This window comes from Roseateles puraquae, assembly GCF_002205845.1.
GTDB lineage: Bacteria > Pseudomonadota > Gammaproteobacteria > Burkholderiales > Burkholderiaceae_C > Pelomonas > Pelomonas puraquae.
This window is the reverse complement of the sequence record NZ_NISI01000005.1, coordinates 239420-253226: the sequence shown is the minus strand read 5'-3', so window position 1 is coordinate 253226 and position 13807 is coordinate 239420. Positions and strand designations below refer to the sequence as shown.

Here is a 13807-nt window from a genome sequence, read left to right as displayed (position 1 = left end):
CTAGTCTTCCTTCATCTGCGCCGCCTTGGCCACCGGCGCGAGGCGCGCCTTCTCGGCGGCCAGGAACTTGCGGAAGTCCTCGCGGCTGCCGCCGGTCGGATCAATCGCGAGCGGGATGAGCTTGGCGCGCAACTCGCTGGACTTCAGCGCTGCGTTCACGGCGGCGTTGAGCTTGTCGAGGATGGCCTCCGGCGTGCCCTTGGGCGCGAACACGCCGGACCAGTGGCCGATGGAGACATCCGCAAAGCCCTGCTCCTGGGCCGTGGGCAGGTCGGGCAGCGCGGCGATGCGGCGGTTCCAGGTCGACGCCACCGCACGCAGCTTGCCCGCCTTGACCATGGACAGCACCACCGGGCTGGCCTCGGAGGTGGCGTCCACCTGGTTGCCCACCACGGCCGCCATGCCTTCCGAGCCGCTCTTGAAGGGCACGATCTGCAGCTTCGCGCCGGCCTTGAGCTTCAGCATCTCGGCCACGAAATGCGGGGTGCTGCCGGTGCCGGCGGTCGCGAAGTTCAGGCCAGGCCCCTTGCGGGAGGCGGCGATCAGCCCCTTGAGGTCCTTCACCGGTGAGTCGGCCGGCACGACGATCACGGAGGGACTCACCGCCATCATGACCACCGGCACCAGATCGTCCTCGGCATAGGGCATGCGCGACTTGATCAGGGCGTTGGTGATGACGCCTGCCGCGGGGGTCAGGAAGGTGTAGCCGTCCGGGGCCGCCTTGGCCACGTAGGTGGCGCCGATCATCGAGCCGGCGCCGGGCTTGTTCTCGATGATGATGGGCTGGCCGAGCTGCTTGGCCGTGGCCTCGGCCACGGTGCGGGCCACGATGTCATTGGCGCCGCCCGGGCCGAAAGGCACGATGAAGTGCAGCGGCTTGGACGGCCAGCCGGCCTCCTGGGCCTGGGGTGCGGCACTGGCGAGGGCCAGCAGGCCGGCGACGAGGATCTTGTGCATGGTGTCTCCTGGAAGGTCCTGCGCCGAGCCTACCCCTGGCTCGCGGGGCCTTGGCGCGTGACAACCCGCACAGGCATAAGCAGATGACGAAAGCTTTGTTGGGATTTCTGTCATCCGCCGTCAGACTGGCGGCGTTGCCACAGCACCGACTGCTTCCGCCCCCCGTCCGATGTGTGAGCTTTTCGCCCTCAACAGCCGCCAGCCGGCTGCCGCCACCTTCTCCCTGAGCGGCTTTGCCGCCCGCGGCGGCCGCACCGCCGACCACGTGGACGGCTGGGGCGTGGCCTTCCACGAAGGCGAGCGCTGCGAAGTGACGGTGGAAGACACCCCGGCCGCTGAATCGGCCCTCGCGCGTCATCTGGCGCAGCACCCGGTGCGGGCGCGCAACATCCTGGCCCACATCCGCAAGGCCACCCAGGGCGCCCGCACCCTGGAGAACTGCCACCCTTTTCGCCGCGAATGGGCCGGCCGCACCTGGGTCTTTGCCCACAACGGCTGCCTGAAGGACTTCTCCCCCGCCCTGGACGGCAGCTTCACGCCCGCCGGCCAGACCGACAGCGAGCGCGCCTTCTGCTGGCTGATGCAGCGCCTGCAGCAGCATTTCGGCAGCCGCCTGCCCGACTGGCCCGAGCTGGCCGCCACCCTCACGCCCTGGCTGCACGAGATCGCCGAGCACGGCCGCTTCAACCTGCTGCTGACCGATGGCCGGGCGATGCTGGCGCATGCCTCCACCCGCCTGCACTGGCTGCAACGCCGCCCGCCTTTCGGCCATGTGTCGCTGCGCGACGGTGACCTGAGCGTGGACCTGGCCACCGTCAACAACCCGGCCGACCGCATGGCGCTGGTGTCCACCGAGCCGCTGACCCACGGCGAGGCCTGGCAGGCGTTCGCCCCGGGCGAGGTGCGCGTGTTCCAGGACGGCGACTGCGTCTTCGTCAGCGAAGGGCTGGCCGCACTGGCGGCCTAAGCGATCGCTGCATCCACCAGCTGGCGCGCCTCGCGCATGAGCTGACGCAGGTGAGCCTCGTCCCGAAAGCTCTCGGCGTAGACCTTGTACAGGTCTTCGGTGCCCGAGGGCCGCGCGGCAAACCAGCCATTGGCGGTACACACCTTGATGCCTCCCAGCGGCTGACCGTTGCCGGGTGCCCGATCCAGCACCGCCGTGACCGCCTCGCCGGCCAGGGACCGTGCCGGCAGGTCGGCCGCGGTGAGGGCGGCCAGTTGGGCCTTCTGCGCGCGGGTGGCGGGCCCTTCGACCCGGTCGGCCAGCGGTTCGCCCAGATCGGCGGTGAGGCCGGAGTAGTAGATGCCGGGGTCCGCCCCGGTGCGCGCGGTGATCTCGGCGGCCAGGCAGGCGGCGGCGATGCCGTCCTTGTCGGTCGTCCACAGTCGGCCGTCGCGGCGCCGCAGCGTGGCACCGGCACTCTCCTCACAGGCGAAGCCCAGCCGGCCGGCACACAACCCTTCGGTGAACCACTTGAAGCCCACGGGCATGTCCAGCAGCGGACCACCCAGGCGACGGGCAATCCGGTCGATCAGGGCGGTCGTGACCACCGACTTGCCAATGCCGGCCTCCGGCGCCCAGGCGGGGCGGTGGCGCAGCAGGTAGTCCGCCGCCACGCTGAGGTACTGGTTGGGCGGCATGAGGCCGCCGCTGCGGGTGACGATGCCATGGCGGTCATGGTCGGTGTCGCAGGCAAAGGCCACGTCGAAACGGTCCCGCAGCGCGGTCAGGCGGCGCATGGCCCAGGGTGACGATGGGTCCATGCGGATCTGCCCATCGGCATCCAGCGTCATGAAGGCGAAGCGTGGGTCCACCTCGGTGCTCACCACGGTCAGCGGCAGACGGTAGCGCTCCGCAATGGCTGGCCAGTAGTCGACGCCCGCCCCGCCGAGAGGGTCCACCCCCAGCTGCAGGCCGGCTGCGCGCACGAGATCGAAATCCACCACGTCGCCCAGCGCCTCCACGTAGCGGGTCTGGAAGTCGTAGACGTGGCAGCAGGACGTCGCCAGCGCCCGCTCCGGGTCGCGCCGCAGCACACCGTTCAGCGACCGGGCCAGGTAGGCATTGGCTGCCGCCTGGATGTCGGCGGTGATGGCGGCTTCTGCCGGGCCGCCGTGTGGCGGGTTGTATTTGTAGCCGCCGTCGCGCGGCGGGTTGTGCGACGGCGTCAGCACGATGCCATCGGCCCGGTCGCTGCCGTCGCGGCCTTCGTTGAAGGCCAGGATGGCCAGCGAGACCGCGGGGGTCGGCGTGAACTGGCCGTCCGGCGCGAGCATCACATCCACCCCATGGGCCACCAGCACTTCCAGCGTGCTCGCCAGCGCCGGTGCCGACAGCGCATGCGTGTCTGCCCCCAGGAAGAGCGGGCCGCGGATGCCGGCCCGGCGCCGGTAGTCGCACACGGCCTGGGTGATGGCCAGCACATGCCATTCGTTGAACGACCCGTCGAGAGACGACCCACGGTGGCCGGAGGTGCCGAAGGCGACCGCCTGCTCCGGGCTGGCGGGGTCGGGGCGGCGCGAGAAGTAGGCCTCGCGCAGCGCCTCCGGGTCGATCAGCGCGTCAGGCGGTGCCGGCTGGCCGGCGAGCGGGTGTCGGGCGGCACGCATGCCCTGATGCTGCCCAAGCGCCGGGACCCGGCGTGTCAGACGCCGTCCGCACGGCGTGCAGGCCCCCGCCTACACCGCGTCCAGCACCTCGCGAACGCGGCTGGCGAGTTCGTCCAGCGTGAACGGTTTGCCGATCAGGTGGACCCCGGCGTCCAGCACCCCGTTGTGCACCACCGCGTTGCGCGTATAGCCGGTGGTGAACAGCACCTTGAGCCCGGGGCGACGCCTGCAGGCTTCGTCGGCCAGCTTGCGGCCATTCATGCCGGGCATGACGACGTCGGTGAAGAGCAGCGCGATGTCGGCATGCGCCTCCAGCAGCCGCAAGGCTGTCGCCGCGCCATCGGCCTCCAGCACACGGTAGCCCAGCTCCTGCAGCGACTCGACCGACAGCGCGCGCATCGAGGGCTCGTCCTCCACGACGAGGATGAGCTCCTGCCCGTCGCCATGCAGACCGGCCGGCGCCTGCTCGACGTCCTCGACCACGACCACGTCGCCCATCAGGCGGGGCATGTAGAGCTTGACGGTGGTGCCATGCCCGGGCTCGGAGTAGATCTTGGCGTGCCCGCCCGACTGGCGCACGAAACCGTACACCTGGCTCAGGCCGAGGCCCGTGCCGCGGCCGACTTCCTTGGTCGTGAAGAACGGCTCGAAGGCCTTGGCCACGACATCGGGCGGCATGCCGGTGCCGGTGTCGGTCACGGCCACCATGACGTACTGCCCCGCCTGCACGCCCGGGTGTCCGGCGGCGTAGCGTTCGTTGAGGTGGCAGTTGGCGGTTTCAATGGTGAGGCGCCCTTCGCCCGCTTCGGGCATCGCATCCCGCGCATTCACGGCCAGGTTGAGGATGGCGCTTTCGAGCTGGTTGGGGTCGATGTGGGTGCGCCACAGGCCGCCGGCGAGCACGGTCTCGAGCTGCACGCCGCCGCCCAGCGAATGACGCAGCAGGTCCGACATGCCGGCCACGAGTTTGTTCACGTCCAGCGGCTCGGGCTTGAGGGGCTGTTGCCGGGCGAAGGCCAGCAGTCGCTGCGTGAGCTGGGCCGCACGCCGGGCGCCATTGCGAGCCGCATCGACGAAGCGCCGCGCCCGTGGGTCGTCCGCCAGGAACTTGCGGTCCAGCAGGTCCAGCGAGCTGAGCACCACCGCCAGCATGTTGTTGAAGTCGTGGGCGATGCCACCGGTCAGTTGACCCACCGCTTCCATCTTCTGGGACTGCCGCAGCGCCTCCTCGGTGCGCAGGCGCTCGGCCACCTCGGCGGCCACGCGGCGCTCCAGGGTGTCGTTGAGTTCACGCAGCGCCATCTCGGCCCGATGGCGGGCGGTCACGTCCTGGAAGAGCACCGCCACCTGGCGCAGCTCGGGCGGCTCGACCCGAAACGCCGCCAGCTCCAGGTAGCGCGCGGTCTTCACCAGCTCGCGTTCGAAGCGCACCGGCTCGCCGGTCACCAGCACGCGGCGATAGATGTCGACCCAGGCATCGGCCTCGTCGGGCACCATGTCGCGCACCTTCTGGCCGACGACGTTGGCGATCCCGGCATTGGCGAGGTAGGCGGGGTTGGCCAGCACATGCACATAGTCGCTCATGGGGCCATGGGGGCCGTCCAGGAACTCGATGATGCAAAAGCCTTCGTCGATGCGCTCGAACAGCGCCTTGAACTGCTGCTCGCTATAGCGCAGCGCGGCTTCAGCCGCCTTGCGCGATGACAGGTCGAGCATGGCCCCGATCATCCGCACCGCGCGGCCCTGGGCGTCGCGCAGCACGGAGCCGCGGTCGAATACGTGCGCGTAGTGGCCGTCGGCGCAGCGGAACCGGTACTCGCCCGTCCACGCCGTCTCATGGCCGTCGATGACCGCATGGATGCTGGTCTCGATGCGGGGGCGGTCGTCGGGGTGGATGTGAGACAACCACCACTCGGCGTCGGTGTGTTCGAGTGCGTGGCCGAAGAGCCGGGCCAAGGCCGGGTTCCAGACCACCTGCCCGTCGGCGAGCTGCCAGTCCCAGATGGCGTCATTGGTGGCCAGGGCGGCCAGGCGGTAGCGCTCGGCGATCTCCTGCCGCTGCGCGAGGCGCTCGGCTTCCAGCTTCAAGTTGCCGGCAGCCAGGGTCTGCAGCGCCGCCTGTTTGTCAGCCAGGGTCTGCTGGGCTTTGACCTTGTCGGTGGTCTCCCAGACGGTGGCCAACAGCCCGCGCACCACCCCCTGCTCGTCGTGCAGCGGCGTGTACCAGAACGTAAACCAGGCCGGCGACACCGTGTCACCCTGTTGGACCTGGAGCTGGAAGTCTTCGCGGTAGACGCCCTCGCCGCGCAGCGCGGCGGTGACGGGTTCCTCCAGCGCCGGCCAGGCTTCGGCCCACACCGTGCGCAGCGAGGCACCCAGCGCGGTCGGATGCTTGGGCCCCAGGATGCGGGCGTAGGCCTCGTTGTAGACCAGCGCCAGTTCGTCGCCCCAGGCCAACCACTTGGGCACGGGCGACGAGGCCAGCCAGGAAGCGGCGGCCCGCAAGGCCGGGCACCATTGCGGCAGCGGCCCGAGCGACGACCCGGTCCAGTCGTGCCCGCTCAGCAGCGCGGCCGAGGGCGTGGCCGCGGGAAAGAGATGGCTGGCATCGGGCGGCGCTGCGCTGGCGCCACGAGGCGCGTCATGGTCTTGCATCGTCAACCTGTGAGGCGCACCCAACACAGGATGCTGCGAGGCAGTATCACACGCAGTGGCGCGTCAGGCGGCGGCTCAGGTCACCGGCGCCGGGTTGAACAGCACCAGCGCGTTGTGCAGCTTCCAGTGCTCGGCCCAGGTCTTGCGCCGGCCGCTGGCCACGTCCAGCAACAAGTGAAAGAGCTCCCAACCGACGTCTTCCAGGCTCGCGTCACCGTCGGCGATGCGGCCGGCATTGACGTCCATCAGGTCGTGCCAGCGGCGGGCCAGGTCCGTGCGCGTGGCGACCTTCACCACCGGGCATTCCGCCAGGCCGTACGGCGTGCCACGGCCGGTGGTGAAGATGTGCAAATTCATGCCGGCGGCCAGCTGCAGCGTGCCGCAGATGAAGTCGCTGGCCGGCGTGGCGGCGTACACCAGCCCGCGCTGGTCGGCTCGCAGCTTGTCGCCGGGCGACAGCACATGGCTGATGGCTGCGCTGCCGCTTTTGATGATGGAGCCCATCGCCTTCTCGGCGATGTTGGACAGGCCGCCGGCCTTGTTGCCGGGCGTGGTGTTGGCCGCGCGGTCGACGCGGCCGCGGTCGAGGTAGCGGTCGTACCAGCCCAGCTCGCGCACGATGGCCTCGGCCACCTCGGGCGTGGCGGCACGGCTGGTGAGCTGCTCCACGGCGTCGCGCACCTCGGTGTTCTCACTGAACATCACCGTGGCCCCGGCCCGCACGAGCAGGTCGGCGCAGAAGCCCACGGCCGGGTTGGCGGTGACGCCGGAGAAGGCATCGCTGCCGCCGCACTGCACGCCCACCACCAGCGCGCTGGCCGGCACGGTCTCGCGGCGGCGGGCGTTCAGGCGTTCGAGATGAGGGCGCGCGCTTTGCACGATGTCGTCGAGCATGGACATGAAGCCCACGTGCGCGTCGTCCTGCAGGCAGATGGTCTCGGGGCCGGCGGCGGGGTCGCGCTCGTCAACGATGGGGAAGGACCCCGGCGGCAGCAGGCGCACGGGCTGCAGCTTCTCGCAGCCCAGGCTCACCACCATCACCTCGCCGCCGAAGTTGGGGTTCAGCGAAATGTTGCGCAGCGTGCGGATCGGGATGACGGCATCCGGCGCGTCGATGGCCACGCCGCAGCCATAGCTGTGCTCCAGGCCGATGACGTCATCGACGTTCGGGTACTGCGGCAGCAACTCCGCCTTGATGCGCGCCACGGCCTGCGCCACCACGCCGGCCACGCATTGCACGGTGGTGGTGATGGCCAGGATGTTGCGCGTGCCGACCGAGCCGTCGGCGTTGCGGTAGCCCTCGAAGGTGTAGCCGGTGAGCGGCTCGGCCACGGGCGGTTTCACCGTGGCCAGGGGCAGGCCTTCCAGCGCCCGGGCCGAGGGCATCTGCAGCAGCCGCTCATGCACCCAACTGCCGGCCGCGATGGGCTGCAATGCATAGCCGATGGGCACGCCGTAGCGCAGCACCGCCTCACCTTCGGCCAGGTCACGCAACGCGACCTTGTGGCCCTGCGGCACCTTGTCGCGCAGCATCAGGCCCGCGCCGGGCACGCCCGCCGGCAGCACCGTGCCCGCCGGCAGGCCGCCGTCATTGGCCACGATGGCGACGTTGTCCTCGGCGCGCATGCGCAGGGTCAGCGGGGGGCGGGGAGAAACGGCATTCATGTCCGACAAGGGAGTGGCTACAGTGCGGGTCGTTGCACGAAACTAAGTTGTCGTACAACTGGCCTCACTGTAGACGCCTCACCTGACCCAAGACCCCGGGAAAACCCGCGAATGCACGCCCCCGTCCGCCGCCGCCCCCGCAATCTCGCCCTTGAACTGGTGGAGCGGTTCAGTGACCGCATCCGCGGCGGCGAGCTGGCTGCGGGCACCAAGCTGCCGACCGAGGCGGCCATCATGGGCGAGTTCGAGGTGAGCCGCACCGTGGTGCGCGAGGCCCTGTCCAAGCTGCAGGCCGCCGGTCTGGTCGAGACTCGCCACGGCATCGGCACCTTCGTGATCGGGCCGGGCGATGGGCCCTCATTCAAGATTTCGGCGGAGCAGTTCAGCACACTGCAGGACGTGATCGCGGTGCTTGAGCTGCGCATCGGCCTGGAGACCGAGGCGGCGGGCCTGGCCGCACAAAGGCGCACCGAGGCCAATCTGGCAGCGCTGCGGCGCGCGCTGGATGCGGTGATCGCGGCCGTGGAAGCCGGGCAGGACTCGGTCGCGGCGGACTTCCAGTTCCACCTGGAGATCGCCCGGGCGACGCAGAACGACCATTTCGCCGACCTGATGGCCACGCTCGGCGCCCAGATCATCCCCCGCGCCCGGCTGGAGCCAGCCGCCGAGCTGGACGAGCCCCGGCGCCTGGAGCGCCAGGCCTATATGCGCCGCGTGAATGCGGAGCATGAAAGCATCCTGGACGCGATCGCCCGGCAGGACGCCGAGTCGGCCCGCGCTGCCATGCGCACCCACCTGAGCAACAGTCGCGAGCGCCGCCGCAAGGCCCAGGCCGCCCACGGCTGACCGGGGTTTACCCGGGTATTCCCGCGACGCGACGTAGGTTGTACGATGACCTACAACATCACCGCTGGAGCTCCACGCCATGTCGCCCCAAGAACTGAAGGTCGTCCTCGAAGCTGGCCTGCTTTCCTTCCCACTGACCGATTTCGACGCCCAGCTCGACTTCGCGCCCCGGGCCTATGCCGAGCGCCTGGAATGGCTGCAGCCTTATGGCGCCTCGGCGCTGTTCGCCGCGGGCGGCACGGGTGAGTTCTTTTCGCTGGAGCCGGGCGAGTACAGCCGCGTCATCCAGGTGGCACTGGACACCTGCCGCGGCCGCACGCCCATCCTGGCCGGCGCCGGCGGCGGCACCCGCGTGGCCATCCAGTACGCGCAGGAAGCGGAGCGCCTCGGCGCGCAGGGCATCCTGCTGCTGCCGCACTACCTGACCGAAGCCAGCCAGGCCGGGCTCATCGCCCACGTCGAGGCGGTCTGCAAGAGCGTGACCTTCGGCGTGGTGGTCTACAACCGCGGCGCCTGCAAGCTGACGCCGCAGAGCCTGCAGGTGCTGGCCGACCGCTGCCCCAACCTGATCGGCTTCAAGGACGGCCTGGGCGACATCGAGAAGTTCGTGTCCATCCGCCAGACCCTGGGCAACCGCTTTGCCTACCTGGGCGGCCTGCCCACGGCCGAGGTGTTCGCGGGCGCCTACAAGGCCATGGGCTGCCCGGTGTATTCGTCGGCGGTCTTCAACTTCATCCCGAAGACGGCGATGGACTTCTACCGGGCCCACGCGGCCGGCGACACCGCCACCACCGACCGCCTGATCCGCGACTTCTTCCTGCCCTACATCGCCATCCGCAACAAGGCCGAAGGCTACGCGGTGTCCATCGTGAAGGCGGGCGCGACGCTGGTGGGCCACAGCGCGGGCCCGGTGCGGCCGCCGCTGAGCGATCTGCTGCCGGCCGAGGTCGAGCAGCTCGCCGCACTCATCGCCAAGCTCGGGCCCCAATAAGAACCGTCGTCACGACAACCCAGGAGACAACCCATGAAGCGACTGCTGACCTCCGCGCTGCTGAGCCTCGCGGCCCTTGGCATCACCAGCCCGGCCCTGGCCCAGGCCTGGCCCGCCAAGCCCGTCACCCTGCTGGTGCCCTTCCCGCCCGGCGGCTCCAGCGATGCCATCGCCCGGCTGCTGGGCAACAAGCTGCAGGAGAAGCTCGGGGGCAGCTTCGTGGTGGACAACCGGGGTGGCGCCGGCGGCACCATCGGCACGGCCGCCGTCAAGCGCGCTGCGCCGGATGGCTACATGGTGCTCGTCACCTCGCTCGGCCCGCTGGTGATCGGCCCCCACCTGCTGAAGAACATCGGCTACGACCCCACCAAGGACCTCGACTACGTCTCGGTGGCCGTGCAGGCCCCCAACGTGCTGGTGGTGCCGGCCGCCTCGCCCCACAAGACCCTGGCCGAGGTGCTGGCCTTCCTGAAGGCCAACCCCGAGAAGATGAGCTTCGCCTCCAGCGGCAACGGCTCCAGCGACCACATCACGGCCGAACTCTTCTGGCAGCAGACCGGCACCTCCGGTCTGCACATCCCGTACAAGGGCGGCGGCCCGGTCATGAGCGACCTGCTGGGCAACCAGGTGGATGCCAGCTTCATGAACATCAACACCGCCCTGCCGCAGATCAAGGCCGGCAAGCTGCGCGCGCTCACCATCACCAGCGCCAAGCGCTCGCCGGTGCTGCCGGACGTGCCCACGACCGAGGAGGCCGGGATCAAGGGGCTGCAGGTCTACTCCTGGCAGGCCGTGGCTGCACCCAAGGGCCTGCCGGCCGACATCAAGGCCAAGCTGCATGCGGGCATCGTGGCGGCGCTGAACGCCCCCGACGTGAAGCCCAAACTGCTGGAACAAGGCTTCGAGATCGTGGCGAACACACCCGAGCAGTTCACAGCCTTCCAGCACGCGGAGTTCGAGCGCTGGAAGAAGGTCATCACCGACCGCAAGATCACCGCAGATTGAACACGCCCACCCCGTACCGGCTTCGCCGGCCCCCTCAAGGGGGCAGCGCCCAGCGGCCTGGCAAAGCCAGATCCGCGGGCTTGCCTCGACCATGCACTACGGCCCGGAAGATATGAACGCCACACCTACCGTCACGTCGCTGCGCGTCATCCCGGTCGCCGGGCGCGACAGCATGCTGCTCAACCTGAGCGGCGCGCATGCCCCCTTCTTCACGCGCAACCTGCTGATCCTGACCGACAGCGCCGGCAACACCGGCGTGGGTGAGGTGCCCGGCGGCGAGAAGATCCGCCGCACGCTGGAAGACGCCGCCAGCCTCGTCGTGGGCCAGCCCATCGGCGCGCATGCCGGCTTGCTGCAGCGCGTGCAGCAGGCCTTCGCCGACCGCGACTCGGGCGGCCGCGGCCTGCAGACCTTTGACCTGCGCACCACCATCCACGCAGTGACCGCGCTGGAGTCGGCCCTGCTGGACCTGCTCGGCCAGCACCTGGGCGTGCCCGTGGCGGCGCTGCTCGGCGAGGGCCAGCAACGCGCCTCGGTGGAGATGCTGGGCTACCTGTTCTATATCGGTGACCGCCGCCGCACCGACCTGCTCTACGACAGCGACGAAGGCGCCGACAACGCCTGGTTCCGCCTGCGCCATGAGGCGGCGCTGACGCCCGAGGCCATCGTGCGCCTGGCCGAGGCGGCGCACGAGCGCTACGGCTTCAACGACTTCAAGCTCAAGGGCGGCGTGCTGCGCGGCGAGGAGGAAGTGACCGCCATCCGCGCGCTGCACGAGCGCTTCCCCGAAGCCCGCGTGACGCTCGACCCCAACGGCGGCTGGCTGCTGAAAGACGCCATCCGCCTGCTGCGCGATCTGCGCGGCGTGATGGCCTATGCCGAAGACCCCTGCGGCGCCGAAGACGGCTTCTCGGGCCGGGAGGTCATGGCCGAGTTCCGCCGCGCGACCGGCCTGCCCACGGCCACCAACATGGTGGCGACCGACTGGCGCCAGCTCACCCACGCCCTGTCACTGCAAAGCGTGGACATCCCGCTGGCCGACCCGCACTTCTGGACGATGGCCGGCAGCGTGCGCGTGGCCCAGACCTGCCGCGACTGGGGGCTGACCTGGGGGTCGCATTCCAACAATCACTTCGACGTGTCCCTGGCGATGTTCACCCACGTGGCCGCCGCAGCCCCCGGCCGGGTCACCGCCATCGACACGCACTGGATCTGGCAGGACGGCCAGCGCCTCACGAAAGACCCGCTGCAGATCATCGGCGGCCATGTGAAGGTGCCGCAGCAGCCCGGCCTGGGCGTGACGCTGGACATGGCCGAGGTCGAGAAGGCCCACCAGCTCTACCAACGCCACGGCCTGGGCGCGCGCGATGATGCCATCGCGATGCAGTACCTGATGCCTGGCTGGACCTTCAACCCCAAACGCCCGGCGTTGGCGCGCTGATCATCCGGGCGCCCAGAAACACAGCCACAGAGACACAGAGCCACAGAGACCGCGGGTCGGCGCCCTCACCCTTGCCTCTCTGTGCCTCTGTGTCTGTGTGGCTGCATCCATCATCACCGCCAAAGACCTACCCATGACCCTGCACAAGAACCTCATCAACGGCCAATGGCTCGACGGCGCCGCCGTCTCGCGCAACATCAACCCGTCAGACACGCGCGACCTGATCGGTGAGTACGCCCAGGCCGATGCCGCCCAGGCCGACCTCGCCATCGCCGCCGCGACGGCCGCCTTCCCGGCCTGGAGTCTGTCCACCCCGCAGCAGCGCTTCGACATCCTCGATGCGGTGGGCAGCGAGATCCTGGCCCGCCGGGCCGAACTGGGCGACCTGCTGGCGCGTGAAGAGGGCAAGACCCTGCCGGAGGCGATCGGTGAGGTGGTGCGGGCCGGCAACATCTTCAAGTTCTTCGCGGGCGAAGCCCTGCGCCCGGGCGGCGAGAGCCTGCCCTCGGTGCGGCCGGGCGTGGGGGTGGAGATCACCCGCGAAGCCGTCGGCGTCGTCGGCCTGATCACGCCCTGGAACTTCCCGATCGCCATCCCGGCCTGGAAGATCGCGCCGGCCCTGGCGTGGGGCAACTGCATCGTCTTCAAGCCCGCTGACCTCGTGCCCGGGTCGGCCTGGGCCCTCGCCGAGATCCTGTCGCGCAGCGGGCTGCCGGCCGGCGTGTTCAACCTCGTCATGGGACGCGGCTCGGTGGTCGGTGAAAAGCTGCTGAACGACCCGCGCATCGCCGCGGTCAGCTTCACCGGCTCGGTCGCGACGGGGCAGAAGGTCGCGGCGGCTTGCGTGGCGCGCATGGCGAAGTTCCAGCTGGAGATGGGCGGCAAGAACCCGATGGTGGTGCTGGATGACGCCGACCTCGGCGTGGCCGTGAACGCGGCCGTCAACAGCGGCTTCTTTTCGACCGGCCAGCGCTGCACCGCGTCCAGCCGCCTCATCGTGACCGACGGCATCCACGACCGATTCGTGGCCGCCATGGTGGAGAAGATGAAGACGCTGAAGGTGGACGATGCCCGCAAGGCAGGGACCGACATCGGCCCCGTGGTCGACGCCAGCCAGCTGGGCCAGGACATCGACTACCTCGGCATCGCCCAGGCCGAAGGCGGCCGGCTGGCGCACGGTGGCGCCCGCCTGGAACACAACGCCGACGGCGCCCCCGGCTTCTACCTGACGCCCGCCCTCATCACCGACACCACGCCCGAGATGCGCATCAACCGCGAGGAGGTCTTCGGCCCGGTGGTGAGCGTCATCCGCGCCCGCGACTACGAACACGCGCTGGCCCTGGCCAACGACACGCCCTTCGGGCTGGCCGCTGGCATCGCCACCACGTCGCTCAAGCACGCCACCCATTTCAAGCGCCACTCGCAGGCCGGCATGGTGATGGTGAACCTGCCCACCGCAGGCGTCGACTACCACGTGCCCTTCGGCGGCCGCAAGGGCAGCAGCTACGGCCCGCGTGAGCAGGGGCGCTACGCGGCGGAGTTCTATACGACGGTGAAGACCGCTTACACCCAGGCCTGATCGCCCTCTTTTCGCATGACCGCCCGTCAAGAGGCGGAGCCGCTGCATTGCCCGG

General features: G+C 69.8%; 10 protein-coding genes. 6 read left to right on the top strand and 4 right to left on the bottom strand.

Translation table 11 applies throughout. The features are described 5' to 3' along the window. A complete protein-coding gene (locus CDO81_RS13730) occupies nt 1–957 on the bottom strand; it encodes a tripartite tricarboxylate transporter substrate binding protein (RefSeq protein ID WP_088483788.1) in 957 nt (318 codons plus the stop codon). A gap of 169 nt (nt 958–1126) precedes the next feature. Between CDO81_RS13730 and CDO81_RS13725 the strand changes: the two genes are divergently transcribed. Beyond that, nucleotides 1127–1924 carry a class II glutamine amidotransferase gene (locus CDO81_RS13725; RefSeq protein ID WP_088483787.1) on the top strand — a complete coding sequence of 266 codons (798 nt, stop codon included), beginning with the start codon at nt 1127–1129 and terminating at the stop codon, nt 1922–1924. Here CDO81_RS13725 and CDO81_RS13720 read toward each other — a convergent pair. From CDO81_RS13720 to garD, 3 genes are all read right to left on the bottom strand, one after another. Then, on the bottom strand, nt 1921–3570 hold the full coding sequence (locus CDO81_RS13720; protein WP_088483786.1) for a phosphohexomutase domain-containing protein: 1650 nt from the start codon (nt 3568–3570) through the stop codon (nt 1921–1923). The genes CDO81_RS13725 and CDO81_RS13720 overlap by 4 nt on opposite strands. 69 nt (nt 3571–3639) lie before the next feature. After that, nucleotides 3640–6225 carry a PAS domain-containing hybrid sensor histidine kinase/response regulator gene (locus CDO81_RS13715; protein WP_088483785.1) on the bottom strand — a complete coding sequence of 862 codons (2586 nt, stop codon included), beginning with the start codon at nt 6223–6225 and terminating at the stop codon, nt 3640–3642. Between the two features lie 75 nt (nt 6226–6300). Then, nucleotides 6301–7890, bottom strand: coding sequence for a galactarate dehydratase (gene garD / locus CDO81_RS13710; protein WP_088483784.1), 1590 nt, complete (start codon nt 7888–7890; stop codon nt 6301–6303). Nucleotides 7891–8001: 111 nt separating this feature from the next. On the opposite strand from garD, the gene CDO81_RS13705 reads away from it, so the two are divergent. The 5 genes from CDO81_RS13705 to CDO81_RS13685 all read left to right on the top strand — a co-directional run bounded on the left by CDO81_RS13705 (nt 8002) and on the right by CDO81_RS13685 (nt 13752). Then, on the top strand, nt 8002–8736 hold the full coding sequence (locus CDO81_RS13705; RefSeq protein WP_088483783.1) for a FadR/GntR family transcriptional regulator: 735 nt from the start codon (nt 8002–8004) through the stop codon (nt 8734–8736). 79 nt (nt 8737–8815) lie between these two features. Further along, entirely contained in the window at nt 8816–9727 is a 912-nt protein-coding gene (gene kdgD, locus CDO81_RS13700) for a 5-dehydro-4-deoxyglucarate dehydratase (RefSeq protein WP_088483782.1), read from the top strand. Nucleotides 9728–9760: 33 nt separating this feature from the next. Next, a complete protein-coding gene (locus CDO81_RS13695; RefSeq protein WP_088483781.1) occupies nt 9761–10732 on the top strand; it encodes a Bug family tripartite tricarboxylate transporter substrate binding protein in 972 nt (323 codons plus the stop codon). Nucleotides 10733–10844: 112 nt separating this feature from the next. After that, nucleotides 10845–12173 carry a glucarate dehydratase gene (gudD, locus tag CDO81_RS13690; RefSeq protein ID WP_193466501.1) on the top strand — a complete coding sequence of 443 codons (1329 nt, stop codon included), beginning with the start codon at nt 10845–10847 and terminating at the stop codon, nt 12171–12173. A gap of 133 nt (nt 12174–12306) precedes the next feature. After that, entirely contained in the window at nt 12307–13752 is a 1446-nt protein-coding gene (locus tag CDO81_RS13685; protein WP_193466500.1) for an aldehyde dehydrogenase family protein, read from the top strand. Nucleotides 13753–13807: the final 55 nt, after the last annotated feature.

Excerpts from the sequence above, each read along its gene's own strand:
- CDO81_RS13730 (WP_088483788.1), bottom strand. The coding sequence starts at position 957 with ATGCACAAGATCCTCGTCGCCGGCCTGCTGGCCCTCGCCAGTGCCGCA.
- CDO81_RS13725 (WP_088483787.1), top strand. The coding sequence starts at position 1,127 with ATGTGTGAGCTTTTCGCCCTCAACAGCCGCCAGCCGGCTGCCGCCACC.
- CDO81_RS13720 (WP_088483786.1), bottom strand. The coding sequence starts at position 3,570 with ATGCGTGCCGCCCGACACCCGCTCGCCGGCCAGCCGGCACCGCCTGAC.
- CDO81_RS13715 (WP_088483785.1), bottom strand. The coding sequence starts at position 6,225 with ATGCAAGACCATGACGCGCCTCGTGGCGCCAGCGCAGCGCCGCCCGAT.
- garD (WP_088483784.1), bottom strand. The coding sequence starts at position 7,890 with ATGAATGCCGTTTCTCCCCGCCCCCCGCTGACCCTGCGCATGCGCGCC.
- CDO81_RS13705 (WP_088483783.1), top strand. The coding sequence starts at position 8,002 with ATGCACGCCCCCGTCCGCCGCCGCCCCCGCAATCTCGCCCTTGAACTG.
- kdgD (WP_088483782.1), top strand. The coding sequence starts at position 8,816 with ATGTCGCCCCAAGAACTGAAGGTCGTCCTCGAAGCTGGCCTGCTTTCC.
- CDO81_RS13695 (WP_088483781.1), top strand. The coding sequence starts at position 9,761 with ATGAAGCGACTGCTGACCTCCGCGCTGCTGAGCCTCGCGGCCCTTGGC.
- gudD (WP_193466501.1), top strand. The coding sequence starts at position 10,845 with ATGAACGCCACACCTACCGTCACGTCGCTGCGCGTCATCCCGGTCGCC.
- CDO81_RS13685 (WP_193466500.1), top strand. The coding sequence starts at position 12,307 with ATGACCCTGCACAAGAACCTCATCAACGGCCAATGGCTCGACGGCGCC.